At 44.5% G+C, this 25,989-nt stretch carries 23 protein-coding genes; 11 read left to right on the forward strand and 12 right to left on the reverse strand.

Going from position 1 to position 25,989, the window contains the following annotated elements:
* Positions 1-7 precede the first annotated feature (7 nt).
* Positions 8-1,063 carry a transporter gene (locus tag OO016_RS07650; protein ID WP_266012150.1) on the reverse strand — a complete coding sequence of 352 codons (1,056 nt, stop codon included), beginning with the start codon at positions 1,061-1,063 and terminating at the stop codon, positions 8-10.
* 86 nt (positions 1,064-1,149) lie between these two features.
* On the opposite strand from OO016_RS07650, the gene OO016_RS07655 reads away from it, so the two are divergent.
* From OO016_RS07655 to OO016_RS07670, 4 genes are read left to right on the forward strand one after another with little or no spacing between them, the layout of a single operon-like run.
* The gene (locus tag OO016_RS07655; protein WP_266012152.1) at positions 1,150-1,410 is read left to right on the forward strand and encodes a DUF4834 family protein; all 261 of its coding nucleotides are present in this window, start codon (positions 1,150-1,152) and stop codon (positions 1,408-1,410) included.
* 21 nt (positions 1,411-1,431) lie between these two features.
* Positions 1,432-3,870 carry a glycosyltransferase family protein gene (locus OO016_RS07660; RefSeq protein ID WP_266012154.1) on the forward strand — a complete coding sequence of 813 codons (2,439 nt, stop codon included), beginning with the start codon at positions 1,432-1,434 and terminating at the stop codon, positions 3,868-3,870.
* Between the two features lie 2 nt (positions 3,871-3,872).
* On the forward strand, positions 3,873-5,159 hold the full coding sequence (locus OO016_RS07665) for a glycosyltransferase family 4 protein (RefSeq protein WP_266012155.1): 1,287 nt from the start codon (positions 3,873-3,875) through the stop codon (positions 5,157-5,159).
* A complete protein-coding gene (locus tag OO016_RS07670; RefSeq protein WP_266012156.1) occupies positions 5,143-6,594 on the forward strand; it encodes a lipopolysaccharide biosynthesis protein in 1,452 nt (483 codons plus the stop codon). The genes OO016_RS07665 and OO016_RS07670 overlap by 17 nt, the downstream gene beginning before the upstream one ends.
* A gap of 65 nt (positions 6,595-6,659) precedes the next feature.
* Here the strand turns inward: OO016_RS07670 and OO016_RS07675 are convergent, their stop codons facing one another.
* Together OO016_RS07675 and uvrA are read right to left on the reverse strand one after the other, a co-directional pair.
* Positions 6,660-7,961, reverse strand: a complete 1,302-nt coding sequence (locus OO016_RS07675; RefSeq protein ID WP_266012157.1) for a splicing factor U2AF large subunit — start codon at positions 7,959-7,961, stop codon at positions 6,660-6,662.
* Positions 7,962-8,140: 179 nt separating this feature from the next.
* Positions 8,141-10,927: an excinuclease ABC subunit UvrA gene (gene uvrA, locus OO016_RS07680; RefSeq protein WP_266012158.1), complete on the reverse strand. Its 2,787-nt coding sequence runs from the start codon at positions 10,925-10,927 to the stop codon at positions 8,141-8,143.
* Positions 10,928-11,177: 250 nt separating this feature from the next.
* Here uvrA and OO016_RS07685 point away from each other — a divergent pair, with 250 nt between their 5' ends.
* The 3 genes from OO016_RS07685 to OO016_RS07695 all read left to right on the forward strand — a co-directional run bounded on the left by OO016_RS07685 (position 11,178) and on the right by OO016_RS07695 (position 13,103).
* Positions 11,178-11,759 carry a sigma-70 family RNA polymerase sigma factor gene (locus tag OO016_RS07685; protein WP_266012159.1) on the forward strand — a complete coding sequence of 194 codons (582 nt, stop codon included), beginning with the start codon at positions 11,178-11,180 and terminating at the stop codon, positions 11,757-11,759.
* A 541-nt stretch (positions 11,760-12,300) separates the two neighbouring features.
* A complete protein-coding gene (locus OO016_RS07690; protein ID WP_266012160.1) occupies positions 12,301-12,885 on the forward strand; it encodes an RNA polymerase sigma factor in 585 nt (194 codons plus the stop codon).
* Between the two features lie 74 nt (positions 12,886-12,959).
* Positions 12,960-13,103, forward strand: coding sequence for a hypothetical protein (locus tag OO016_RS07695; RefSeq protein WP_266012161.1), 144 nt, complete (start codon positions 12,960-12,962; stop codon positions 13,101-13,103).
* Positions 13,104-13,115: 12 nt separating this feature from the next.
* Here OO016_RS07695 and OO016_RS07700 read toward each other — a convergent pair whose 3' ends face one another.
* Positions 13,116-13,778 (reverse strand): endonuclease III domain-containing protein, encoded by a 663-nt coding sequence (locus OO016_RS07700; RefSeq protein WP_266012162.1) that lies wholly within the window; start codon positions 13,776-13,778, stop codon positions 13,116-13,118.
* 53 nt (positions 13,779-13,831) lie between these two features.
* Between OO016_RS07700 and bcp the strand changes: the two genes are divergently transcribed.
* Entirely contained in the window at positions 13,832-14,281 is a 450-nt protein-coding gene (gene bcp / locus OO016_RS07705) for a thioredoxin-dependent thiol peroxidase (protein WP_266012163.1), read from the forward strand.
* Between the two features lie 48 nt (positions 14,282-14,329).
* On the opposite strand, the gene OO016_RS07710 is transcribed toward bcp, so the two are convergent.
* Positions 14,330-15,787 (reverse strand): TonB-dependent receptor, encoded by a 1,458-nt coding sequence (locus OO016_RS07710; RefSeq protein WP_266012164.1) that lies wholly within the window; start codon positions 15,785-15,787, stop codon positions 14,330-14,332.
* Positions 15,788-15,876: 89 nt separating this feature from the next.
* Here OO016_RS07710 and OO016_RS07715 point away from each other — a divergent pair, with 89 nt between their 5' ends.
* Positions 15,877-16,641, forward strand: coding sequence for an MBL fold metallo-hydrolase (locus OO016_RS07715; protein WP_266012165.1), 765 nt, complete (start codon positions 15,877-15,879; stop codon positions 16,639-16,641).
* Positions 16,642-17,133, forward strand: a complete 492-nt coding sequence (locus OO016_RS07720) for a hydrolase (RefSeq protein ID WP_266012166.1) — start codon at positions 16,642-16,644, stop codon at positions 17,131-17,133. It begins immediately after the preceding gene.
* Here OO016_RS07720 and OO016_RS07725 read toward each other — a convergent pair.
* The 7 genes from OO016_RS07725 to OO016_RS07755 form a co-directional block, all read right to left on the reverse strand.
* On the reverse strand, positions 17,130-17,792 hold the full coding sequence (locus OO016_RS07725; RefSeq protein WP_266012167.1) for an alpha/beta hydrolase: 663 nt from the start codon (positions 17,790-17,792) through the stop codon (positions 17,130-17,132). The two genes, OO016_RS07720 and OO016_RS07725, sit on opposite strands and share 4 nt — an antisense overlap.
* 1 nt (position 17,793) lies before the next feature.
* Entirely contained in the window at positions 17,794-18,117 is a 324-nt protein-coding gene (locus OO016_RS07730; RefSeq protein ID WP_266012168.1) for a magnetosome magnetite crystal formation protein family, read from the reverse strand.
* Positions 18,118-18,156: 39 nt separating this feature from the next.
* Positions 18,157-19,410, reverse strand: coding sequence for a dihydroorotase (locus tag OO016_RS07735; RefSeq protein ID WP_266012169.1), 1,254 nt, complete (start codon positions 19,408-19,410; stop codon positions 18,157-18,159).
* On the reverse strand, positions 19,407-21,335 hold the full coding sequence (locus tag OO016_RS07740; RefSeq protein WP_266012170.1) for a BatA domain-containing protein: 1,929 nt from the start codon (positions 21,333-21,335) through the stop codon (positions 19,407-19,409). The genes OO016_RS07735 and OO016_RS07740 overlap by 4 nt, the downstream gene beginning before the upstream one ends.
* An 89-nt stretch (positions 21,336-21,424) precedes the next feature.
* Positions 21,425-22,486 (reverse strand): glycosyltransferase, encoded by a 1,062-nt coding sequence (locus tag OO016_RS07745; protein ID WP_266012171.1) that lies wholly within the window; start codon positions 22,484-22,486, stop codon positions 21,425-21,427.
* Positions 22,487-22,518: 32 nt separating this feature from the next.
* The gene (locus tag OO016_RS07750; protein WP_266012172.1) at positions 22,519-23,148 is read right to left on the reverse strand and encodes an SGNH/GDSL hydrolase family protein; all 630 of its coding nucleotides are present in this window, start codon (positions 23,146-23,148) and stop codon (positions 22,519-22,521) included.
* Positions 23,149-23,245: 97 nt separating this feature from the next.
* Complete coding sequence (locus OO016_RS07755) at positions 23,246-24,700, reverse strand: S10 family peptidase (protein ID WP_439649316.1); 1,455 nt, start codon at positions 24,698-24,700, stop codon at positions 23,246-23,248.
* Between the two features lie 166 nt (positions 24,701-24,866).
* Here OO016_RS07755 and OO016_RS07760 point away from each other — a divergent pair, with 166 nt between their 5' ends.
* The gene (locus tag OO016_RS07760) at positions 24,867-25,985 is read left to right on the forward strand and encodes a Gfo/Idh/MocA family protein (RefSeq protein ID WP_266012174.1); all 1,119 of its coding nucleotides are present in this window, start codon (positions 24,867-24,869) and stop codon (positions 25,983-25,985) included.
* Positions 25,986-25,989 lie beyond the last annotated feature (4 nt).

Here is a 25,989-nt window from a genome sequence, read left to right on the forward strand (position 1 = left end):
AAAGGTCTTAGCTGTCGCCATTTCGTTTGAGTTTTCGCAATTGCCTTTTGCTGGGACTTAAATCCACATCTTCTGCGCCTGTTTTCCTGCCTTTCTTTTTGGCCTTCCGATTTTTCTTATTGGGGTTCTTCCTGAAAAGTCCGCCCTTGCTTAGAGCCTTTTGTTCCTGAATAGGCTTAAGGTCCTGATGGTAATCCAAACGGTAGGAAACCCCTGTTGTAAAAAAAATGCGACTGGGGGAATTCTTAAAGTTGGCACCCAGGCTGAAATCTGCCTGGAAGTATTCTCCGAAGAGGTGGGCTATACCGCTTCGTAACAGCAAATCTGAATAACGATCCGAATCTATACCCTGGTTTTCAACAAACACACTCCATTTAGGATTTCTAAATGCATGGGAAACTGAAATTACGTAGCTGAGCTCTGGAAAATCAGTGCCTATACGGTCATAGGCTATATTGGTAATAAGCACCATACGTGGTGTTAGTCTGCTTTGTGTGGCTACCATGGCCCTGGGTGAAACTACCGGATCTCCTGGATAAAAAGGATTGTCGCCCAGGGTAAAGTTTGCCCCACCGTAAATGGAAATGGCAGGAAGGAGATTTCGAAACTGGAATTTGTTGTTAGCCCTCCAGCTGTACAAATTGGGTTTATTTCGCTCCGGATCTTTGAAGGGGTCAAAAATGAGGAATTTAAGTCCCAGTCGGTTCTGGGCAAAATCAGTCCTTGACTCCTCAAGTCCGAAATTCTCAAAAGTTATGTTCTGATTCTGGAAGGTACCCTCCCAGATAACCTCCAGTTGTTCCAGAAAGAAACCGTAGCGCAAGGCAAGGTCTGCACCAAAAATACCGGAGGTTGTATTTAGTCCGCTGTGATCCTGTTTTTCGTATGCCAGTCCCAATTCGGCCTGTATAACATCCTTTCCAACTGCATAGGCACTGACAGAAAAGCCCGGGCGGTTAGAATTGATAACATCTGTGTATTGTGAACTTACCGTAAGGGGGGCAATGCAAAGCAAAAACCCTGTTAGCCATAATGATGGCTTCAGCAAAGACGGTCGACCCATAAATAGCGATTTAGTATATTTTTATGACATTTATTCTGCTATTACAACGTCGGAATTGTACTTTTGATATAATATCGCAGCAGATTATGACATTTTTGAAGGTACTTTTCTTCGTTTTATTATTTTACTACCTGCTAAGGCTGCTCGGTCGCTGGTTCGCTCCCAAGCTTTTTCAGTATGCCGTAAAGAAGACGGAACAAAGGTTTCAACAGCAGTACGGACAATACCAGTCGCACCGTGAACCGGAGGCACCGGAGGGTGAAGTAAGCATCTCCAAATCACCCGGTACACGAAAAAAAAACCAGGAATCTCTCGGAGAATACATAGATTACGAGGAAATCGATTAAATTGTATCGTATTCGCTGCCTATGAATAAAAGAATCCCATCTGTATTTGTTCATTTTTTTGTCCTTGTTTTCCTGATCCTCGCCTCATTGGCCTATTTCTATCCTGTATTGCAGGGCAAAGCCATAAGCCAATCGGATATTCAACAATACATTGGGATGGCCAAGGAGCAAAACGACTTCCGGGCACAGTTCGACCAGGAACCTTACTGGACAAATAGTGCTTTTGGGGGTATGCCTACCTATCAGCTCGGAGCCAACTACCCACACAATTATGTTAAGGAACTGGACAGGGTTCTCAGGTTCCTGCCACGTCCGGCCGATTATCTTTTCCTGTATTTCCTTGGCTTTTATATACTGCTTTCATGTCTTAAGGTAGATTATCGATTGGCTGTGCTGGGTGCACTGGCTTTCGGTTTCTCTACCTATATGATTATCATTCTGGGAGTAGGTCACAATGCTAAGGCCCATGCCATTGCTTATATCCCCATGGTGCTAGGTGGCATAATACTGACCTTCCGGGGCAAATATTTAAAGGGATTCCTGCTAACTGCAATTGCCATGGCACTGGAAATAAGCGCCAATCACTACCAGATGACCTATTACTTTATGTTATTGGTCCTGGTTCTGGGCCTGGCATACCTTATTGATGCCATTCGGGGCAAAACGCTTAGGCATTTTGCAGTAAGCCTGGGTATCCTGATAGGTGCCGTGTTGCTGAGTATCGGCATGAATGCCACGGGTTTGCTGGCAACCAAGGAATATGCAGACTGGAGTACCAGGGGGTCTACCGAATTAACCATGAACCCGGACGGAAGTCCAAAGGAAGACGTTTCTGGACTAAGTAAAGAATACATTACCCAATATAGCTATGGGGTAGCCGAGTCGCTTAACCTTTTTGTTCCCAGGTTATTTGGCGGTGCCTCAACAGAAGATCTGGGTAGTGAATCCAAGGCATATCAATACCTCACTGAGCAAGGTATTTCGCGGAGCAGGGCGCTGGACTTTTCCCGCAACATTCCACTGTATTGGGGGAACCAACCCGGGGTAGCTGCGCCGGCTTATGTTGGAGCTGTTGTTTTGTTCCTCTTTTTTCTCGGGATTTTCCTGGTAAAGGGAAAAACAAAATGGTGGCTTTTGGGTGGGGTTGCATTTTCGCTTGTACTTTCCTGGGGAAAGAATTTTGGCCCGCTTACTGATTTCATGATCGATTATTTTCCTTTGTACAACAAATTCAGGGCCGTTAGTTCCATACAGGTAGTGCTTGAACTCTGTGTGCCGCTCCTGGGTGTTTTAGGCCTTGCCCGATTGTTTGATAAACAGCTATCGTCAAAAGAAAAGTTAAGGGGAATCAAAGGCGCTGGTTTAATCTTGTTAGGCACTGGGGTAGCCCTGTTTCTGGCAAAGGGAATGTTTTCTTTTACCGGCCTGAACGACTCCACTTATCTGCAATATTACGGGGAGGAGATCATGACCATGATCAGGCGCGACAGGGAGATGGCTTATACACAAGACCTTATACGGTCACTTGTTTTTGTAATACTGACTGGGCTAATCTGCTGGTTGTCTATAAAAGGCAGGCTAAAATACAACTTTGCTATACTTGCACTTGCGGTCCTAATTGCGGTGGACCTTGTAGGGGTAAACCTGAGATATGTAAATGAGGATGATTTTGTAAGGCAGCGCCAGGTGAACGAGCCTTTTGCAGAGCAACCTTTTGACAGGGAAATAAGGAAGGATTCTACGGTATTCCGGGTGTATGATCCCAGAGAAGGGCTCAACGGGGCAAGGACCTCATATTTTCATAAATCCATAGGGGGTTACCACGCAGCTAAGCCCCGAAGCACTCAGGAACTATTTGATTACCAGATCTATCAGGGTAATCTTCAAATGCTGAACATGCTCAATGTCAAGTATGTAATACAGAGAAGTGAAGAGGGTGCATTTGCAGTTCGGAACCCCGATGCTTTGGGTAATGCCTGGTTTGTTTCAGGTTTGGTTGAAGTGAATTCTGCGGACCGGGAAATGCAGCAGTTAAGCACGCTGAACGTTAAGGATTCTGCGGTAATAAACACGGCTAAATTCCCGGATTTATCTCTTAGAAAACAATATCAAAAGGATTCACTGGCTGATATATCCCTGGCCAGGTATCTGCCAAACAGATTGATTTACAGCACATCCAATGCTTATGACGGCCTGGCAGTATTTTCCGAGCTCTATTATCCACAAGGCTGGGTAGCTTATGTAAATGGAATAGAAACACCTCACTTCCGGGTTAATTATGCCTTGAGAGCAATAGAGATACCTGCAGGGGAAAATGAAATTGAATTCAGGTTTGAACCGACGGTGATTGAAACAGGCTCGCAGATAGCCCTGGCGGGATCCCTGCTTTATGTTTTAATTGGAGCTGCCGGATTTCTCTTTACCATAAGAAACCGAAGAAAAGAAGAACAAGCAGATTAGCCATGCAAAAGGTGCTGATCATTACATATTACTGGCCTCCGGCAGGCGGACCGGGAGTACAACGCTGGTTGAAGTTCGCCAGGTACCTTAGGGAATTCGATGTAGAGCCGGTAATATATACTCCCTCTAATGCAGACTACCCAGTCCTGGATCAGGAGTTGGAAAAAGAACTGCCTGAAGGAATCCGGGTACATCGCCGTCCCATTTTTGAACCCTACAGGCTGGCCAGGTTCTTTTCAAGGGAAAAAACAGACGTGATCCGTACAGGAATCATTCCCAGTGATCGCCAATCACTAATGGACCGACTATTGCTTTGGATAAGGGGAAATCTGTTTATTCCTGATGCCCGTAAATTCTGGGTAAAACCTTCTATACGCTTCCTGCAGGAACTTCATAAGAAGGAAGCATTTGATACTATTATCACAACGGGTCCGCCGCATAGTGTGCACCTGATTGGTTTACAGCTAAAAGAACAACTGAAAATAACATGGTGTGCAGATTTTCGGGATCCCTGGACCAGTATAGGATATCATAAGCAATTGAAGTTGGGTAATGCCGCAAAGAAAAAGCACCTGAGGATGGAAAAGCAGGTGTTGAATACGGCCGACTGGATTCTGGTAACCAGCAATACCACAAAAAAAGAGTTTGAGGGGATTACATCCAAACCGGTACATGTTATTACCAATGGCTATGATCTGGGATATGAAAAACCGGAAGTTCCGGATTCCGGGTTTACTATTTCACATATTGGATCACTTTTGAGCAAGAGAAACCCGGAGAACCTCTGGAAGATACTTGGTGAATTGCTTCAGGAGAATTCCGAAATGCGCAAACACCTTAAGCTGCAACTGATAGGATTAGTGAGTCAGGAGGTGCTGGATTCCCTGGAAAAGCATGGTCTTATCACCTATACCCAAAGGGTGGATTATGTACCGCACGAGGAGGCCATCCAATATCAGAAGAAATCACAGGTATTGTTGCTCCTTGAGATTGATGCTGAGGAGACCCGGGGTATCATCCCGGGAAAGCTTTTTGAGTACCTGGCAGCAAGGCGGCCTGTACTTGCAGTTGGCCCGAAAGAGTGGGAGGCAGGTGATCTACTTGTTAGTACCGGTGCTGGCAGGGTTTTCAACTACCAGGAAGAGTCTGGTTTAAAAAAGGTAATTTTAGAGTGGTTTAAGAAATACCAATCTGGGAATCTTAATGTGAAAGAAACCCAAATCACTCAATTTAGCAGGAGGGAATTAACCCGTAAACTTGCACAGCTGCTCCATGGGAATCGTATTTAGACAATCGGCAAGGAACACCCTGGTGACCTATTTTGGCTTTGCCATTGGAGCGATAAATACGCTATTTCTCTACACCCGATTTCTGACAGACGAATACTTTGGACTTGTTGGGGTAATCCTGTCTACAGCAACCTTGCTAATGCCTGTTATGGCCTTTGGAGTGCCAAATACCCTCATCAAGTTCTACAGCAGATTCAACAATGACGAGTCTTCCTATTTCCTGGGCAGCATGCTGTTTTTTCCCCTGATTATGATATTGCCCCTGGGCCTGCTGAGCTATTTGGCCAATGAAGCCATAGGAGCCTTTTTAGCCCACAAGAACCTGATCGTTAAGGGTTATGTCTGGCATATTTTCCTTATTGGCATGGCCATGGCTTATTTTGAGGTGTTTTATGCCTGGAGCAAGGTACATATGAGGTCGGTCTTCGGGAATTTTATGAAAGAGGTTTTTGTGCGGATTGGCGTTACCCTTTTACTGCTGTTGCTATATGCCGAAATCATAGATGTTTCCTTTTTCCTCAATGCCCTGGCAGGCCTGTACATATTGCGGACACTACTGATGAAACTGGTTGCTTTTTCCCTCGAATTCCCGAGGTTGCGGATTGGCGGGCATTTGGTTACCCGTGAGATCCTGACCTATAGCTTGCTAATTATACTGGGCGGTTCAACGGCAATAATACTCCTTGAGATCGATCGCTTTATGATCAACCAGTTCATTCAAATTGAAAATGTAGCTTATTATACGGTAGGTATATTTATTGCAACAGTGGTGGCTGTGCCCTCCAGGGCTATGCATCAGATTACCTATCCCTTAACTGCCGAGATTTTGAATACGGGTGATAATGATGCCCTGAAAAAACTTTATACTAAAAGCTCGCTGACCCTTTTTATTGTAGCTGGTATGATCTTTTTGCTCATTATGCTAAACCTTCCCGATCTCTATCCCTTTTTGCCTGAAAGCTACAGGGGTGGATACCTGGTTGTGTTCCTTATTGGGCTAAGTCGTGTTTTTGATGCGATCCTGGGTAACAACAACGCTATTCTTTTCAATTCCCGCTACTACAGAGCCGTATTGCTTATGGGCGTCCTGCTTGCCCTGGCAACCATAGTACTCAACCTGATATTTATTCCGCTATACCAGACGGCCGGTGCTGCCATGGCTACCTGTATTGCCGTTTTTCTATACAATATTGCCAAATTGGTATTTGTCTGGATAAAATTCGAGATATCTCCATTTTCCAATAACACCATAAGAGTGCTGGGGCTTCTGATTTTTATCGGTGTTTTGTTCCATGCACTGCAATTCACATTCCACCCTATATTAAATATTATCCTGAAGAGTGCACTTATGGTGATTATGTATGCGGGAGTACTTTATCGCTTCAGGATATCTGAGGACATCAATGGTATTGTCAGTAGGTGGTTCAGGAAATAAAAAAACCCCGCAGGGACAAATCCGCTACGGGGTTTAAACAACTAACCAACCTAAATATTTTAATCCTATAATGATCTTCTGCTTCTATTTGCAGTGCTGCTGCGCTTCGTTCTGTTCGCTTTGCTTTGAGTAACCTTTCGCTTAGGGCTCCTGCTCACCTCTTTCCGATTTGAGCGTTGTGGCGCCTTGTATGTAGGTTTTCGGCTTGAAGACCGTTTGGCTATTGCCTGGCTTCGCGAACTTTTATTTGTCGGGGCAATCCGCTGTGTCCGATTGTTCTGAACACTACGGCTTACCTTTTGTGAACCTTTGTCTGCATTAGATCGTTTCACTGTACGTGTCCGTACAACTCTATCGTCCCGCTTCTGTGCAGGGTTCCTCTGTATGGAAGTGCTCCTGCTGTTGCTTTGACGTACTACCTCATTCCGCTGGTTTCGATTTACCGATTTGTTTCCGGAACGACTTACCTCATTGCTGCGTTGGGCAGTGCTTCTCCTTCCGTTATTAATCGCACGGTCATCTCGGGATACCGTTCTGTTTGCAGAGCGCCTGGCATCACCATTCCTATAGGCAGTGCTTCGCCTTCCATCCTCACGGTATCGGTCATTCCGAACCGATCGCCTGCTGTCAACCCTGTAACCATCTGCAAGGTATCGCTCGTTGCGGGCAACTACGCGCCTGTCATTTCTATAGACACTACGCCTTCTTTCCCAGCTGCGATCGTTTCTCCTGTACTCACGGCCAATCCTGGCATAAGACCTCCTGAAATTGTCCCTATAAGGACGATACCAGGTGTATCGAATTGGTTGATAGAACCTTCGGTACGGCCTGTTATAAACCAGGCAGAAACCTAATGCCGGACGAACAAAGAACCTGTGGAAAGGACGGTATACATAATAACGGTTGTATACGTTTATAAAACCTGTGTGATATTGATAAACACCAAGGTTATTGTAGAATACACGCATTCCACCTATACGTCTTACCCTTCCGTTTCGATACCAGATGTTCACATCGCCAATCTGGGCAACCCTACCATAGAAATCATAGTAGACGGGCACATTTTCAACCTGGATTACAGCACCGTAGTCATCGTACTGTACAAAAGGGTTGTAATTAAATCCGGAGTTAAAAGTAATGCTGGCCGGACCAACTCCTATACCCGCAGATACATTAACACGGTCGTTTATAAAAAAGTCGAACTCCCCATCCGGATACACTGAAAATGTAATCCCATTATGAACAAAAATAAAGGAGTTGTCATATCGATAAGCGTTACGCAAGGTAACAGTATTATCCGCTGTGGCAGCCATGGTACTCGGTGCACCAAGAAAAAGGGCTGCAATCAAGAGTACTAAATGTTTCATAATATTAGATTTTAACTGTTCCGAATGGAAATATTCACATTCGCATAGTATAAACCAAACAGCGTGCCAAAAATTGAAGTACACACATAAAGTGTTGTAAATGAAGTAGATAAAAAATATATAGAAGCTTTCGAAGGAGGGATATCTATTCCTAAATGGTATTTCCAGGAAAAAGAAGACTACCCAATACCCAGTTTTGGCCGAAGGTAACGAGCAGTGTGACTGTTCTGGTTTTGAGCCACTTCTTCCGGGGTTCCTTCGGCAATCAGCTGTCCGCCACGGTCACCTCCGTCAGGACCGAGGTCTATCAGATAATCCGCACATTTGATGAGTTCAATATTATGTTCGATAACCACTATTGAATGACCCCGCTCCAATAAGGCATCAAAAGATTTCAGCAATTTTTTGATATCGTGAAAATGCAGTCCGGTGGTGGGCTCATCGAAAATAAACAGGGATTTGTCTTTCGTGCTTCCTTTCACCAGGAATGAAGCCAGTTTGATGCGTTGAGCTTCTCCTCCAGACAGGGTAGAAGAAGACTGCCCCAGGGTAACGTAACCCAGTCCTACATCCTGCAAAGGCTGAAGTCTGCCTGTAATTTTGGGCTGATTATTTTTTGAAAAGAAGGAGATGGCGTCATCTATGGTCATGTTTAGTACATCGTCTATACTCGCACCTTCAAAACTTACCTCAAGAACGTCTTTTTTGAAGCGCTTGCCCTTGCAGACGTCACATTCAAGGTGCACATCGGCCATAAACTGCATTTCCACTGTGATTTCTCCCTCTCCCTTGCATTTCTCGCACCGCCCTCCATCTACATTAAAGGAAAAATGTTTCGACTGGTAGCCTCGTATTTTACTCAATTTCTGCCGGGCAAACAGGGCCCGTATCTCATCGTAAGCTTTTATATAGGTAACCGGGTTAGATCGGGAAGATCTGCCAATAGGGTTCTGATCAACGAACTCCACATTTTTAAGCCCTGAAAAATCGCCTTCAAGGGCTGTATGCTGACCGGATTTTTCACCATAACCACCAAGTTTCTTTAGCATTACAGGGTAAAGCAGGCGTTTCACCAGTGAACTTTTGCCACTGCCCGATACCCCTGATACCACGGTAAGCATATTTAAAGGGAAGGTAACGTCAATATTTTTAAGGTTATTTTCACGAGCTCCCTTAATGATGATCTGCTTTTTGCTTTTGCGGCGGATTTCAGGTACCACTATTCGTTCGCTGCCGTTCAGATATCCTGCGGTGAGAGTGTTGGTCTTTACTATTTCGGACATTGGACCATGGGCAACTACTTCGCCACCACGCGTGCCGGCTTCCGGACCGATGTCTATTACTTCATCGGCCGCTAGCATAATGTCTTCATCATGCTCTACAACAATAACCGTATTGCCCAGGTCACGAAGCGACTTAAGCACGGCAATAAGGTTTTCTGTATCCCGGGGATGCAACCCAATACTGGGTTCATCCAGGATGTACATAGAGCCAACCAGGCTGCTTCCCAGGGAAGTAGCTAAATTTATCCGCTGACTCTCCCCACCGGAAAGAGAATTAGACTTGCGGTTCAGTGTGAGATATCCCAGGCCTACTTTCTGCAGGAAATCAAGACGGGTGGTAATCTCTTTAAGCAATCTGCCGGCAATCTTCTTTTCAAAAGCGGTCAGGGAAAGGTTTTTAAAAAATTCCGCGAGCGATTCAATGGAAAGCTCTACGAGCCCCGAGATTGAGGCACCGCCAATCTGTACGTTATTGGCTTCTTTGCGAAGTCGTTTACCCTGACATTCCTGGCATCTGGTTTTACCCCTGTAGCGGGAAAGCATCACCCGGTTTTGAATCTTATAGCTCTTTTCCTCCAGCATTTTGAAGAAACTATTGATTCCGGTAAAATGCGCATTACCCTGCCATACAAGCTCTTTCTGCTCCGGGCTTAATTCGTACCAGGGCTTATGTATGGGAAAATCAAACTTATATGCAGCGTTCACCAATTGATCGCGATACCAGCTCATACTTTCACCCCTCCAGGGGAATATGGCATTTTCGTATACGGACAAGGCTGTGTTTGGAATAACCAGATCCTCATCTATACCGATGACATCGCCATATCCCTCGCATTTCGGACAGGCACCATAGGGGTTATTAAAACTGAACAGATGCACATTCGGTTCAGGAAAGCTCAGTCCATCCAGTTCAAATTTATTGCTGAAATCTGTGGAGGAGGAAGTCTCCAGATCCTTAATAATACAGGAACCCTTACCTTCAAAGAAAGCATTGTCCACCGCGTTAGCCAGGCGGTTAAAAAAATCTTCATCGTCCTTTTTAACGATTCGATCTACTACCAGGAAAAAATCGTACCCGATATCTTCAGGTGCATCCTCAATCCGAATTACCTGGTCTTTATACTGTATGCGAGCGTATCCCTGCTTGGACAGCAAAGCGAGCGATTTTAAAGGATCCCGGTCATCCGGAATATGTATAGGTGCCAGCAGGAGCAATTTGCGTCCATTTTCAAAACCCTGAACATGATCAATGACATCGCTGACTGTATGTTTTTTTACTTCCTTGCCGGAAATGGGGGAGTAGGTTTTTCCAATCCTGGCATATAGCAGTTTGAGGTAGTCGTAGATTTCCGTAGTGGTCCCCACCGTTGAACGCGGATTGCTGGTGTTTACCTTTTGTTCAATGGCAATGGCAGGTGCAATGCCTTTGATGTAATCTACTTTGGGTTTGTCCAGTTTTCCCAGGAACTGCCTGGCGTATGAGGAAAGACTTTCGACGTATCTGCGCTGTCCTTCGGCATACAGGGTGTCAAAGGCAAGGCTCGACTTTCCGGAGCCGCTGAGACCAGTAATGACCACCAGTTTGTTTCTGGGAATCACCACGTCAATATTTTTGAGATTGTGGAGTTTGGCCCCTTTTATAATGATGTTTTCCCTCGGATTTACCTCGCTAATCGCTGCCATTTTCCTTATTGAGAATGCAAAGATAAGATATGTTACTTTCATTGACCAGAAGGGATGGCCATGAAAAATTTTTCGACCAAATGCATAGCGGGATTTGTTTCCTAGGAAGGAATTTTTCTATATTTGATTTATAAATCCTAAAGAAAAAGCGCCTATAGACATACAATTACTTTTTTGAATTACGCCTGAATAACTGATTTCCTTTCGGTTTTTGAAAGGCACTTATGTTAAACCAAAAAAGGTAATTTGTATGGAATTACAGATCGACGACGCGGTATTAGTGCGAGACTACATGGAGGGAGATGAGCGCGCCCTGGAACTTCTAATCAACAAACATAACCAAAGACTCAGCAGTTTTATCTATTCCAAGGTCAAGGATAGGGAAGCAACTGAAGACATCTTTCAAGATACGTTTATGAAGGTGATCCGTACCCTCAAGCGCGGTTCCTATAATGAAGAGGGTAAATTTATATCCTGGGTAATGCGTATTGCCCATAACCTGATTATAGATCATTTCAGGAGGAACAAAAGGATGCCTAAATTCCAGTCCAACGGCGACTTCAATATCTTCGGAGTGATAGGAGATGATGAATTAAATGCCGAATGCCGACTCATCAAAGATCAGATCGACCGTGATTTGGGACATTTGATCGAAGAGCTCCCTGAGGACCAGAAAAACGTACTTTTAATGCGTATTTACAAGGATATGAGTTTCAAGGAAATCGCTGAAAATACGGGGGTTAGCATCAACACTGCCCTGGGTAGAATGCGCTATGCACTGATTAATATCAGGAAGATCGTAGAGAAGCACGATATAGTTTTAACGAATTAATAAGCTTTAGGTCGACTATAATTAAACATGCTCCTGCACTGCCGTTATTTAGATATAACAAAAGTGATTATGGAGCATATTTACACAAAAGAAGAAAACAATTGCAAGCTGGTTAAAACCAGAGCTAACAGGATTAAGTTCTTGCTGGATTATTCAAAATCTTTGAACATTATAGAACATGAGGGTCTTACATTCGAAAGCAACCTGAACTAGCCGGTTTATATCCTTAACCCACTGCAAGAGAAATCTGAATCCCCTGATGCGACAGCACGGGGGATTTTTTGTACCCCCTTTTATTCGGACTGCATACCTATGTAAAGAACTGAGGCCTAACTCAGTTTTCCTGCGTTTATTGTACGGTTTTTCTTAAAAACGCCAGTTTACATCAAAAATCCGGGGTTTGACAACATACTTTTTACCGCAGATGGCCATTTCTCTACTTTAGAACTGGATTTAGACACCAAATCAGTTTAAAAACAACAACAAGAAAATCAATTACGCCTCAGGCAAAGGGCAATTAACCTTAACCAAAAATACTATCATGGAATATCCAATCGACGACTCAATCTTAGTTCAGGATTACATAAGCGGGGATGAAAAGGCCCTTGAGGTTCTGATCAACAGACACAACCAGAGAATAACGAGCTTTATCTATTCCAAAGTACTGGACCGGGATATTGCTGAGGATATTTTTCAGGATACATTTATCAAGGTTATCAAGACCCTCAAAAAGGGAACTTATAGCGAAGAAGGAAAGTTCCTTCCCTGGGTAATGCGTATTGCCCATAACCTTATCATAGATCATTTCCGCAAAAACAAGAGGATGCCGAGGTTTGAAGGTAATGAGGAGTTCAATATCTTTTCCGTCCTTGGTGACGATAAGCTTAATGCCGAAAAGCAACTGATTAAGGATCAGATAGACAGCGACCTTTCCAAATTGATAGAAGAATTGCCTGATGATCAGAAGGAAGTGCTGGTAATGCGTATTTACCGTGACATGAGTTTTAAAGAGATTTCCGAAAATACAGGGGTAAGCATCAACACTGCCCTGGGAAGGATGCGCTATGCCCTTATTAACCTGAGAAAGATTATCGAGCGCCACAATATTGTCCTGACAAGCTCCTAAAAAGAAGATAATTTAGGCCCGAGCAATAATTCCATTATAGTTGCGTTATTTTAACATAACTAGACTATAATCGTATGGAAAAAATTTACTCTGCCGAAAAAAGTAACTGTGAACTGGCTAAGGCACGACCTGAAACGGTGCAGTTTTTAATGGATTATTCCAGGTCTCTTAGGCCCGTGCGTTATAAAAAAATGGTATTTGAAGCCATAATGAACTAAAAAAAGGCCGGTTTATCCGGCCTTTTTTCTTTTCCAATATTCCCTGATAACCGATTTTCTCCCTATGGTCCTGGTGATAACATCTTTTTCGAGATTCCATCCCCGGGCGGGAGAATATTCCCGTCCATACCATATGATCTGAAGGTGGAGGGAATTCCACAAGTCCTTAGGGAACAAGCGTTTAGCATCTTTCTCTGTTTGCACTACGTTTTTTCCGTTTGAAAATCCCCAGCGGTACATAAGCCTGTGAATATGGGTATCAACCGGAAATGCAGGTATACCAAAAGCCTGGGAAACCACAACGCTTGCTGTTTTATGTCCTACCCCCGGCAATTCTTCCAGGAGTTCCAATTCCCTGGGAACCTTACCCGCATACCGGTCTATAAGGATCTTTGAAAGTCCGTGTATGGCTTTGGATTTGGAAGGAGAGAGACCAACCGGCTTTATTATTTCCCGAATTTCTTCGACAGTGAGCTTTACCATATCATAGGGATTGTTAGCCCTTTCAAACAGGAAGGGGGTGATCTGGTTTACCCTTACGTCTGTGCTCTGGGCAGATAATAATACGGCGATGAGCAGGGTATAGGGATCTTCATGATCCAAAGGGATGGGGATTTCCGGATATAGCTTTTCCAGAGTATGAATTGCAAAAGCTACTTTTTCGGCCTTGGTCATTTTTGTATTTTTGATGTGCAAAAAGAATTGCCAAAATAACTAAAAAAAGCACTATGAAAACATTGAAAGCCGGAGAAAAAGTTCCGGAGTTTACAAGCAAGGATCAGGATGGAAACGATATTAGCCTTTCAGATTACAAAGGGAAGAAACTGGTAGTATTCTTTTATCCAAAAGCAAATACCCCCGGCTGTACAGCCGAAGCCTGCAATTTACGGGATAATTATGCCGAGCTTCAGGCAGCAGGTTATGAATTGCTAGGGGTAAGTGCAGATTCCCAGCAAAAGCAGACTAATTTTCGCAACAAGTTTGAGTTTCCGTTTCCCCTGCTGGCTGATGAAGACCACACTGTTATCAATACTTTCGGGGTATGGGGACCTAAGAAGTTTATGGGACGAGAATATGACGGTATACACAGAATGACTTTCCTGATTGATGAGGAAGGAGTAGTGGAACGCGTGATCGAAAAAGTGAGGACCAAGGACCACGCGGCACAGATACTGTAAATAAATGTATAGTAAAGAAAACCCTGGATGTAATGTCCAGGGTTTATTTTATTGCATTTTCTCAGCCAGAACAGTGGCTCCCATGAAAAGCTTTTTCTCCTTGATGATCTGAGCCACACCTTCGGGGATCATTTCCTCCCAACCCTCTTCGCCTTTGGTTATCTTTTTCAGGACATCACGAGAGAAGATGTGCATGATTTCAGGATCGTAATCGATAATATCCATTACCTTTCCGTTATACTTGAAGAACTTGTACAGTTCTTTCATCCTCGGGTGAACTTTTACATTGTTGCTGGTCATGATCTGACCGGTATCCGGATTCTTCATCGGATACAAATACACTTTCAGATCTTTGAAGAACAGCTTTCCAAAAGCTTCCAGAATACCACCACTGAGATGGCGATAATATTTTTCGTCAAAAATGTCGACCAGGTTATTAACACCCATAGTTAATCCTATCCGTGCTTTGGTGTAATTGCTGAAATATTCTACTAACTTGTAGTATTCCTGGAATTTGGATATCATTACTGTATGCCCCAGTGAACCCAGGAGTTCCGCGCGGTCAAGGAAATCCCTTTCATCAATTTCACCGGCCGTTTTCAGGTTTTCAAGGGTAATTTCGAAAATTACAATGGTCTTTTCCTCCTCCACGGTCTGCTCCCGGACAAAAATATCGTATGATTTCTCATACATATCTTCATTCACCTTGGTAACCGGCCTGAAACTTCCCCTCAGAGCAAGGATATTCTTTTTATAAAGTATAGCTGCAGGAAGCAGGTTGTTCCCATCCGGACCAAACATAACCGCGTCGGTCATATCGTTGCGAATAAGCTGAAGGCTCATCAGACGGTTATCCACATCTTTGAAGTTGGGGCCCGAGAAATTGACCATGTCAATTTCAAGGGTGTCCCGGTCAATGTGATCGTAGAGGTATTTCAGCAGCTTCTTGGGCTTGTTGTATTTATAGAATGCCCCGTATATGAGGTTTACACCAACAATTCCCAGAGTTTCCTGTTGCAAACGCGCTTCATTCTGTTTAAAACGCAGGTGCAGTACTATTTCATCGTATTCCTTTTGCTTGGGATCCAGCTGGAAACGGATACCTACCCAACCATGTCCTTTGTACCGTTTGGAAAAATCAATAGTGGCAACAGTATTAGCATATGCGAAGAAAAGCCTGTCCGGATGTTCTTCCCGGCTGATGCGTTGCTCCATAAGGCCCATCTCATGCGCAAGCATCTTCTTCAGCCTGCTTTGGGTAACATAGCGTCCATCTGACTCTACACCGTAAACCGCATCACTAAAGGATTTGTCATAGGCACTCATGGCCTTGGCTATGGTTCCGGAAGCTCCTCCGGCACGAAAAAAATGTCGGGCTGTTTCCTGTCCGGCACCAATTTCGGCAAACGAGCCATAAATATCCGGATTGAGGTTGATACGGAGGGTTTTTGCTTTGGTAGAAGGAATGTTTTCAAATGCGGGATCCCTCTTAAAAACTGAAGCCATAGGTTGCGATGTCTTTCGGGACAAAGTTAATAAGAATGGCCCATCTATTAAATAATTTAGTTATAAATTTGACTTAAATAGACCAGCGGTTGAAGATCACATTTTTAGGTACCGGGACATCTCAGGGCATCCCTGTTATTGGGAGTTCCCACCCGGTTTGCCTGAGTAAAAACCCCAGGGATAAAAGGTTGCGGGTATCTGTGATGGTTCGCTGGGACGATTACAATTATGTAATTGATTGTGGTCCGGACTTCAGGCAACAAATGCTCACCCACAAGGTTACCCATCTTGATGGTATCCTTTTTACCCATGAACATGCCGACCATACTGCTGGTATTGATGATATAAGGCCTTTCTTTTTCCGGCAGGGAGATATCCCAATTTACGCCCACGAACGGGTGGTTAATAGCCTGCACAGGCGTTTCGATTATATTTTTGCAGATGAAAATCGCTATCCGGGTGCCCCTGCAGTTAGTGTTAACCGTGTAGAAAAGAATACTCCTTTTGTTATCGGAAAACTGGAGGCCATGCCCATAGAGGTTTTGCACAATCGCTTGCCAGTATTGGGTTACAGGCTTGGTGATTTTGCCTACATCACGGATGCAAAGACCGTTGAAGAAGATCAGATAATGAAGCTAAACGGGTTAAAGGTTCTTGTGGTTAATGCCCTGAGGAAAGAACCCCACCATTCCCACTTCAACCTTGAAGAAGCCCTTCAGTTTGTGGAGCAGGTTAAGCCAGAGCGGGCCTACTTTACCCATATCAGCCATCACATGGGTTTTCATGATGAAGTAGAGCAGGAATTACCAGATCATGTACATTTGGCATACGATAATCTAATAGTTACCATTTAAATGAAGAGCAGAATTTTTTTGTACCTGTTTGTATTTTCGGCCCTGGTAGCCCTTTACCTGGGCATCAGCGGGAACCGTACCGTAAAGACCCTTGAAAAACAGATCATTGCCACTGAGGGAAAACTGTCCAAACTCGAAGACAGCCTTCAGCAGAGCCAGCTACAGGTGCTGGATATGCAATACTTTTCCCTGAAAAACAATGACGATGCCCTGGCATATTACGATCACCTGGGCATACAAGACCCGGCCCGTTATATAGCGGATAAGCTTTTGGAAACCAATGAACAGGAGGGAGATAACCCCCTTGTTCCTTACGAAGGCATGCAAAACAGTTTTAAGATCAATAAGATCAAACTGTTGAACCACAAATGGATCATTGCCGATTTTTCGGACGGTAAATACTGGGGAGAGTTACTGATCAACTATGAATTGAAGGACGATCTCAGTGTAGACTTTACTTTAACGGACCACTTGCTTTACACGCGGAATTAGGGCAATCTTTCTTCGAGCCACCTTTTAAACGAACTAAAATTCTGTGGGGAAACCCCGTGACCTACAGGATATTCCTCAAAAATGTGGTTTACACCTATTTCCTCGAGCATATCCTGCGATTTTAGAGCCCAATCCATAGGGATAACCTGGTCTATCTGGCCGTGGGACGCGTAAACCTGGAGTTTGGAATGGTCCTTTTCCCTGAAATCTTCCAGTAGCAGGTTTTGATCAATATACCCGCTTAATGCTACAAGGTTTTTGATTTTTTCCGGATAAGAAAGCGCGATGGCATAGCTTAAGACCGTACCCTGGCTAAAACCCAGCAGGGTGATATTGTCTTTATCCAGGCCATATGCGTCACAGGCTTCATCCATAAATTTCATGATTAGTTCCCTGGAAGCCAATGCCTGCTCCACATTAGTCCATCTCCCCTGAGAAGCTTCAAAGTTAATTGCATACCAGGCATTTCCAAAGGGTGGGAGGGGAATAGGAGCGCGAGCCGAAATCACGCATAATTCTCCCGGCAGTTCAGGAGCAAAAGAGAATAAATCTTCTTCATTGCTACCATAGCCATGGAAAAGGAAAATAACGGGGGGTTTACCTTGTGTTTGTTGAGACGGACGGATTAAATGTTCCAGGGAAAGCGGGGCAGTAGTCATATTACGGTATAAAAGTGAACCATTTTTGAAAATAGGACCCTAGAATCGGAATCTCCTGTTGTTTGTTATTCAGTGCGCTGATAAAACCATAGAACCACAATACGATATAAAAAATATAGAGGGCATACCAGGCATAAACATTAAACCAGACACTCAGGAAGAGTCCAAAACCAATAAAAACAAGGTGCAGACCGAACGCCTGACGGGTATGAAAACGCGCAAAGCCATGTTTGGGTTCCGAATTCATGCTGATCGCAATCAGAGATCCTACAATAGTCAGGTAGGACACAATTGCTGCGGTCTTTCCAGGTGGGGCTTTACTCATTTATTGAAATATTGCGGGATTATATATTGCATTTAAGGCTCAGATAAGGATTCTATCCTGACGGATTACCCCGTAAACCTGACCCTTTAAGGATTCTCCAAGGAACATGCTGTTTTTTGAGGTCGACAAAAGATCGTTCCTTTCTACAATTTTTTCAGTGTCAGGATTGAATAGGGTAAGGTTGGCGTCTGAACCTTCCGTCAGTTTTGGGGATGGTATTCCAAACCTTTCTCTGCCATTGGTTAGTAAGCGAACCGCCTCTTCCATTCCCAGCGCGGAGTTTAATACACCGAAGGCATGCTCCAGTCCCAGGCTGCCATAGGCGGCATGGTCAAATTCAATTCGTTTCTCCTCGATATCTAATGGCGAGTGGTCTGTGGTTACCATATCGACAACCCCTGTTTTCAGTCCTTTTATAAGGGCCTTGATGTCCTTGCTATTCCTGAGAGGAGGGAGAACCTTGTAATTACTGTCAAAGCCTTCAAGGGCCTCATCATCAAACCAAAGATTATGTAAAGCTACGCTACAGCTAACGTCCAGCCCTTTCTTTTTGGCAACTTCTACAAGGGCCACGGATTTAGCTGTGGAGATGGTGGGAATATGAAGGCTCCCACCGGTGTATTCGAGTATCCCCAGGTCCCGGGCAATCTGGATCTCTTCTGCCATTGCAGGTATGCCCTTCAGCCCCAGTCGGGTAGATACCTCACCTTCATTAACTACCCCTTTCCCTGCTATCTGCCTGTCCAGAGGGAACGAAAAGACGATACTGCCAAAATTCTGTGCATATTGCAGGGCGATTTTCAGCAGGTTACTATTGGTAACAGGAGCTTTGTAGTCATAAAAACCAACTGCACCAGCACCTTTCATGTCATAGAGCTCAGCCAGATCCTTCCCCTCGCTTTTTACCGTTAGTGTGCCCAGAGGATATAGTCTGCTTACAGCATTTTCACCAGCATTTTTCAGGAAAACAATATCTCCACTGCTATCGGGGAGGGGGAAAGTGTTCGGATTCAAGACGATCTCCGTAAAACCACTTTTACCAGCTACCTCAAGACCATGAGCTATGGTTTCCCGTTCTTCAAAACCGGGTTCTCCAAATGAAACACCACTGTCAAACCATCCAAGGGAAACATGAAGGTTGGGAAAGCTTATTTTTTTTGCTCTGGAAGGGACTTCAAGCCGGGTTCCGATCTTTTCAATAATACCATCCCGGATAAGGATGTCCCGTTTCTTAAGATGTAAATTCTTATTCTTGGGGTCAATTAAAAGTGCAGACTTGATGTGTATGGTCATTTGACTAGCTTTTGAATAAGAACCTCGGCAAGGGCGAACACCAAGGCAAAAATAACAAACCATTTCCAAAGCTCATTTACCCGACCTTCTTTTTCAAGACTGGCGATGAACTCCGGCATATTTTCCAGTAGCTCGAAGGAAGAGGGTAAATCAGGTTTGGAATATATGAGAACACTCTCCTCACGAGGATAGTTAAAGCTTAGGGGCATTATCTCTTCCTCACCGGAAATTGCCATGTAATTCCCGTCTTTTCTGGGGTCCCCAACCAGAGTTAATGTTGTTTTGTTGGCATACTTTTTCTGAAGTGGGATGAACTCATAGGCGTTACCCCTCAGTTTAATAATCTCATCTGCATTAGCAACCCAGGGAATATCGGTGGTTATTAATTCGGACAGGTTCTGATATAAAGCCGGAGTCTTCAGGCTGTTCCAGGCAATGGAATAGAATGTGGGAACAACCAGGGAGTTATTTACGAAAGTCCCGTTCCCTATGGACAGGGGAGACGTAAACAGATAACGGCCATTATCGCCCAGAAGGAAGGGTTTGCTATTCTGGAAGCCAAGAATTTGTGGAGCAGAGCCCTTTATGCTGTAATGTGAACTAGCCATGGGGTAATCGAAGTTGGTCACACGTTTTTCGAATACATCCCTGTATAAGGGATGATCAAATTCAATATCCGTTATATTGAGACTTCCAGGAACCACTGAGTCCAACTGTGGAAGGCCTAATTTGGAAAGCAGTCTGTTATAAGCGCCTGGCTCAATGCTACTGCCCGGGATTACCACCACACTCCCGCCGTTTTCAACAAAAACCTGGATAGCATTTTCCAGGGCTGTGCTAATATCTCTTAGTTCATCCAGTACGATTAAGCTGCTGAGGGCAAGTTCACTGTAATTTACCTCGGTTACCGGGATGTAGGAGAAATCAAACTCATCCGCTACGTAAATGCGATCCAGGTAATTATTGGCATTCTGGCCAATAACCATTATCCTGGTTTTGCTACGTGGTGGAATTGAAAAGTACAGCACATTGTCATAAGCAAGTCCGGCATCCAATATTTCAATCCTCCCGTTAGTGATTTCTTCCGCAGGCAGGGTGAAGATAAGCTCACTGCTTTCAGTTCCTTCAAATGAAGCTGCTGATTTCGCAATTAGTGTTTCTCCATTAAAAAGGGATACGGGAACACTTTCAACTTCTGCTGAATTTGTTTTTAAAAAAACAACCAGTTCAATCTGATCTGATCCTGTGCCGGCAATATAAGCGCTGTCCAGTGCTATGTTTGTCCATTCATCCGGGGTTAGGGATACCAGTCTGCTGCTGATGCCGTTTATGGGTTCAATAGTCTGCTCAGGGATGAATCTGTTTTGCAGATCAGAAAGAAGGATCAGGTTCGTCGACTGATGCATATCTGAAGCAAGCATCTCCCCTGCCTTAAAAAGGATATCCTGCAAATCCAGCTGTTTATAGGTGGGTTCAATGTTGAGTAGCTCGTTCTGGATGTTTTTTATCCGGGCCTTTTTGAAAGTTTTATCGTTGGTAAACAGGGTAAACTCCTTTGATTCCGGAATACCCTGTACCAATTCCTGAATGGCGTATTCCAAAAGAGACTGATCTCCGTTTCGCAGCTGCAGACTGAAGGAATTGTCCAGATATATCAGGGTTTCTCGATTCTCGCCAATCTGTTGTTGGGCTCGGTAAGGTCCGGCAAATGCAGTTATAAGCATGGCGAGCAGGAATAGCCTTGAGAACAGCAGGAGCCACTTCTTTAGTGTACGTGTTTTGCTAGACTGTGCAGTTACCTTTTTTAAGAGGCGAACATTGGTGAAAGACGTTTTCCGGAACCGTCTTAGCTGGATAAAGTGGACAATTATAGGGATCAGGAGAAGAAAGAGCGCCCAAAAGATTTCCGGATATTTAAACTGCATTCCTGATCTTGATTGAACAAATATAGGAAGTAGTCTCCTATTATTATTGCTATTGGCACAAATTTAGCAGTGGATTCCCCATCCGGTTATCAGCAGAAAAAGAAGGAATCACCAGGTTTATCCAATCCCAGTGCACTTAGGTATGCCCTGATCTCTTCCTGAGCCCTTTCGTTGGCCACACTGATTACGCTTTGGGGGTTATGCATTGCAGCCAGATCCTTATAATGCACGAGAGGAATACCATAAATGCTTTTCCCAATTTTCTGGGGGTTGTCACAAAGCCAGGTGAAATTTATTTGCCTTTGTTTTAAGGACCTTGCCAGGTTTTTACCTTTAAATCCAGCACCCCAGATGACAAGTGGCCTGTTGGTGTCAAAATCCAGCTTCAGGAAATAGTACAGTTTAATATCAAGAAAATAGTTCTGGGCATAGTGTTCACTCGTACGTGAAGTGCGGGTGTCATAATCCCTCCACAGGTGCAAAATATCCCCGCAGGGCAAACATTTCAAGCCTTGCTCATAAAATCGAAATGTGAGGTCGTAATCTTCCGGGTACCGGTCCGAATTAAATGCACCGCAGGCGTCGAGATCTTTTCTCAATACCATCCAGCAGGGAGAGGGAATCACGCATTCCTTGTAGATTTCACTGAAATTAATCCCATTTTGGGTGAGTCTGTTGATCCAGCGTTCATAACGCGCATAACCATCGCTGATACCTCTTTCAGAAAAGTATTTAACTTGTCCAACTGAAAGATGTGCGGGACCATTTTCTATAAGGCTGTAGAGCAAGGCTGAGATTTTATCCTTTACCATAATATCATCCGAGTCCATTCGGGTAATATAGTCTCCGCGGCTATTAGCATAGGCAGTCCTCAGCGCTGGAATAATGCCTTTGCCCTTGTTCTCCATCAATACTATTCTGCTATCACGAACAGTGTAATCCTTTACAATCTCCGAACTGCTGTCTGAGGAATGGTCATTAACAGCGAGGAGCTCCCAGTGGGAATAGCTCTGGTTTTGGATAGAATCCAGGCATTCCCTCAGGTACTTTTCTGTATTCCTGAAAGGCATGAGTATACTAACCAGGGGATTTGAAGCTCCTGCTGATCCCTCGCTATTTTTGGTATTCTTTTGCTCAAAAGGATCTTCCATTCAGGTTGCTTGTTGCCACAGGAAATTTACTCCTATTCCTTTATAAGGGCTTCCTTTATCGCCTGTTCCGTCAGGGGAGCCATTATCTTGTATCCGGCTTTATTAGGATGTACCCCGTCTTCACCCAGTTCTTTTCTAAGTCCATTATTCCCGTCGTTCATTGCTGCAAAATAATCGAGGTATACAAAACCCTTTCTTTCTGAATAGGCCTTAATCATGGAGTTTAGTTTAGGAATTTTCCTGTTTGGTTCAAGACCTGGTCGCCAGCTATAATCTGCGGCGGGTAGTACAGATGCGAGGACAACCTTGATTCCATTAGTTTCGGCCATTTCGGACATGGAAATGATGTTCGCCATTATGTCTTCCAGGCTTATAGGGCCGTTATTCTGGGCTATGTCGTTTGTACCGGCAAGTATGACAACAACAGCAGGTTGCAGGGAAATGACATCCTGCCGGAATCGAATAAGCATCTGGGAGGTTGTCTGACCTCCTATACCACGATTTACATAAGGTTTGCCCCTGAAGAATTCCGGGTAGTGGCTGAGCCAGCCAATAGTAATGGAATTGCCCATGAAAACAACACGTTTTTCTCCTTCAACTGGAGGTGCAAGCAGTGCGTTGGCCTCTTTGAAATGACTGAGGCCAGCCCAGTCCTGTGCCATTGTGTCATTGGTTTTAAATAAGCCCATGAGTAAAAACAGTAAAAGGCAGTTCAATTGACTTTTCCATGGCAGATTCAAAGAATACAAAGTTAAGTTATCAATAACGGGCACTTTTACCATTGGCAAGAGTCCTTTTAATAAAGGTGCGGATGTCTTCATTTGCCTGCTTCAGATCTTCACGTCTCAGGTACATCATATGGCCGCTTCGGTATCCCTTAAACTCAAATCGATCTTTCATCCGACCACTGGGATCTATCTGCCACATGGTGTATTTGGCATTAAAGTAGGTGGTAGCACCATCGTAATAACCCGATTGGATCAGGACGTTGAGGTAGGGATTCTGGGCCATGGCCTGCCTTAAATTGTCCCGGGTATTGTCGTCCTTATTGTCCCATGGCCTTACCGGTCCAAACATGTTGTACTTTATGTCCGTCCTGAACTTCAATACCTCCTGCAGGTAATAATTGATAGCTGGTGTGAAGCTGTGCAGCCATGAGGTGATCTCGGAATTATAATCCGGGCTGTTACCCGCAAGTTGTTTATCTATCCCCAGGTACCTGCTGTCCAGTCGGCCAACAGTATACCCCCCGCGGTCCCTCAGCAGGGCCTTCCAAAAGTAGGAGGTGGGTACATCGAGGTTGTGATCCAGTATTTCCTTCTGGGAAAGTCCGGAATAGTAGGCCATTTTTTCCGCTACTTCAAGCCTTTCTTCCTTGCCGATAAAGCCACCTTTGGCAATGGCAGGTATCAGGGTGTTGATGGTGTAGTCTTCTGATTCAGGTAAAATTTCCAGCAGGTCTTTTTGTTGCAGTGCATCAGGTAACGCTTTCTGGTGCCAGGCAGCAGCCGTGTAATAGGGGAGATTCAGGGCGCTGCTAACAGGTCCTCCCACGCGAATAACTTTATAATCTGCCGGACTCACCATAATAACCCCGTTCAGGTACATCCACTGCTGGTTTTGAAGAGCGAGTGAAAGTCCCATAACCCGCGTGCCACCATAGCTTTCTCCTATGATGTACTTGGGAGAACGCCAGCGGTTATGCCGGGTTACAAATGTGTTCAGCCATTCTGCCAGGTATTTTATATCTGCATTGATTCCAAAGAACTTGGAGCGGTCTACTTCCTTGCCTGTTTCGGGAATGGTTCTGCTGTACCCGGTATTGGCTGGGTTTACGTAAACAATATCGGTAACATCCAGCACAGAATAAGGATTTTCCCTTACCCCATAGGGCTGTACAGGATAACCCTCATCATCTATTTTCAAAATCCTCGGGCCCGTGTAGGCCAGGTGCATCCATACTGAACCGGATCCGGGGCCCCCGTTAAAAGAGATCAAAAGAGGTCTGGACCCCCTGTCTTTTATACCATTTCTGGTATAATAAGTATAATGCAGGGAGGCAATTGGCTTTCCGTTTTCATCCCAAACAGGCTGGGTCCCGGTTTCTGCCGTGTAATTAAAACTAGCTCCATTGATGGTAACGCTGTGTTGTGTGGTCACAGTTGTATCTAAAGGTAGTTTCCTTTCCTGGGCGCTTAAAGAACAATAAAGCATGAAATAAATCAGCAGTGCTAAAGGGTATTTGATTTTCATGTATCAGAATTTAGTCAGCTTCTAAAATAGACATTTTCAATGAGAGTCAATTTTTGAACCGGGACAAAACACGGCTGTATTTTGAGAATTATGTACCTTTAAAAGAAGGAGTACAAATTAGTCCAAAATGAGAAGAAGAACATTTAATCAGACGGTAGCAAGGGGGGTTGGAGGAGTTGCACTGATGAGCACCCTGCCACTTGCCTGCTCCATGGGGAGTAAGGAAGAAAAAAAGCTTGGAATAGCACTTGTTGGATTAGGTAGCTACAGTACTTACCAGCTGGCCCCTGCGCTACAGGACACACAACACTGTTACCTGGCGGGAATTGTAACCGGAACCCCAGCCAAGGAGGTTAGTTGGGCCAAAAAATATAATATCCCCCGGAAGAATATTTACAATTATCAGAATTTCGACTCCATTGCTGATAATAAAGATATTGATGTTGTGTACGTTGTACTTCCGAACAGCATGCATGCAGAGTTTTCCATACGCGCAGCCCGGGCGGGCAAACATGTCATTTGCGAAAAGCCTATGGCCATAAACGTCCAGGAGTGCGATGAAATTATTAAGGCCTGCAGGGACGCAGGGGTAAAGCTGAGCATGGGCTATCGCCTGCACTCCGAACCCTATACGCAACAGGTCAAGTCTTATATTGAGGAAGGCACATTTGGCCAGCCGTTGTTTGTTACAGCCGAAGCAGCTTACGTTTCCAGGGGCAATCCGGATCAGTGGAGGCTCGATATCAAGCGTTCGGGAGGGGGAGCTCTTATGAATATGGGGGTCTATTCCATACAGAGTGCGATTTACGGCTGTGGGATGAATCCGGTTTCGGTTAGCGCCCAGGAATTCAGTACACGCCCCGAATATTTTAAGGAAACTGATGAAACCATAACGGCGCAATTTGAATTTCCTAACGGTACCGTTGGACAGATCATGACTTCGCATAATGCCAGTGCCAATAGGTTGTATGTATCCTGCAGCAAAGGTTGGATGGAATTACAACCGGCAAATAATTATGGTCCTTTGCGTGGAAAAACATCAAGCGGGCCTATATCCTTTCCCCATGAAAGTCAGCAAAAACTCCAGATGGACGATTTCAGCAGGCATATACTGGAAGGAGCACCCAATCTGGCACCAGGTGAAATGGGTAAGCGGGATATGATTATCGTTCAAGCCATCTATGCCTCCATAGCGGCTGGCGGCAAAAAGCAAAAACTGGACCTGGGAACCATGGGACTGGTATAACCGG

It is taken from the genome of Lentiprolixibacter aurantiacus (assembly GCF_026241225.1).
In the GTDB taxonomy this organism is placed as follows: domain Bacteria; phylum Bacteroidota; class Bacteroidia; order Flavobacteriales; family Flavobacteriaceae; genus Lentiprolixibacter; species Lentiprolixibacter aurantiacus.

Bases quoted from the DNA above. Each gene is read 5' to 3' on its own strand.
- OO016_RS07650 (WP_266012150.1), bottom strand. From the start codon at position 1,063: ATGGGTCGACCGTCTTTGCTGAAGCCATCATTATGGCTAACAGGGTTT.
- OO016_RS07655 (WP_266012152.1), top strand. From the start codon at position 1,150: ATGACATTTTTGAAGGTACTTTTCTTCGTTTTATTATTTTACTACCTG.
- OO016_RS07660 (WP_266012154.1), top strand. From the start codon at position 1,432: ATGAATAAAAGAATCCCATCTGTATTTGTTCATTTTTTTGTCCTTGTT.
- OO016_RS07665 (WP_266012155.1), top strand. From the start codon at position 3,873: ATGCAAAAGGTGCTGATCATTACATATTACTGGCCTCCGGCAGGCGGA.
- OO016_RS07670 (WP_266012156.1), top strand. From the start codon at position 5,143: ATGGGAATCGTATTTAGACAATCGGCAAGGAACACCCTGGTGACCTAT.
- OO016_RS07675 (WP_266012157.1), bottom strand. From the start codon at position 7,961: ATGAAACATTTAGTACTCTTGATTGCAGCCCTTTTTCTTGGTGCACCG.
- uvrA (WP_266012158.1), bottom strand. From the start codon at position 10,927: ATGGCAGCGATTAGCGAGGTAAATCCGAGGGAAAACATCATTATAAAA.
- OO016_RS07685 (WP_266012159.1), top strand. From the start codon at position 11,178: ATGGAATTACAGATCGACGACGCGGTATTAGTGCGAGACTACATGGAG.
- OO016_RS07690 (WP_266012160.1), top strand. From the start codon at position 12,301: ATGGAATATCCAATCGACGACTCAATCTTAGTTCAGGATTACATAAGC.
- OO016_RS07695 (WP_266012161.1), top strand. From the start codon at position 12,960: ATGGAAAAAATTTACTCTGCCGAAAAAAGTAACTGTGAACTGGCTAAG.
- OO016_RS07700 (WP_266012162.1), bottom strand. From the start codon at position 13,778: ATGACCAAGGCCGAAAAAGTAGCTTTTGCAATTCATACTCTGGAAAAG.
- bcp (WP_266012163.1), top strand. From the start codon at position 13,832: ATGAAAACATTGAAAGCCGGAGAAAAAGTTCCGGAGTTTACAAGCAAG.
- OO016_RS07710 (WP_266012164.1), bottom strand. From the start codon at position 15,787: ATGGCTTCAGTTTTTAAGAGGGATCCCGCATTTGAAAACATTCCTTCT.
- OO016_RS07720 (WP_266012166.1), top strand. From the start codon at position 16,642: ATGAAGAGCAGAATTTTTTTGTACCTGTTTGTATTTTCGGCCCTGGTA.
- OO016_RS07725 (WP_266012167.1), bottom strand. From the start codon at position 17,792: ATGACTACTGCCCCGCTTTCCCTGGAACATTTAATCCGTCCGTCTCAA.
- OO016_RS07730 (WP_266012168.1), bottom strand. From the start codon at position 18,117: ATGAGTAAAGCCCCACCTGGAAAGACCGCAGCAATTGTGTCCTACCTG.
- OO016_RS07735 (WP_266012169.1), bottom strand. From the start codon at position 19,410: ATGACCATACACATCAAGTCTGCACTTTTAATTGACCCCAAGAATAAG.
- OO016_RS07740 (WP_266012170.1), bottom strand. From the start codon at position 21,335: ATGCAGTTTAAATATCCGGAAATCTTTTGGGCGCTCTTTCTTCTCCTG.
- OO016_RS07745 (WP_266012171.1), bottom strand. From the start codon at position 22,486: ATGGAAGATCCTTTTGAGCAAAAGAATACCAAAAATAGCGAGGGATCA.
- OO016_RS07750 (WP_266012172.1), bottom strand. From the start codon at position 23,148: ATGGCACAGGACTGGGCTGGCCTCAGTCATTTCAAAGAGGCCAACGCA.
- OO016_RS07755 (WP_439649316.1), bottom strand. From the start codon at position 24,700: ATGCTTTATTGTTCTTTAAGCGCCCAGGAAAGGAAACTACCTTTAGAT.
- OO016_RS07760 (WP_266012174.1), top strand. From the start codon at position 24,867: ATGAGAAGAAGAACATTTAATCAGACGGTAGCAAGGGGGGTTGGAGGA.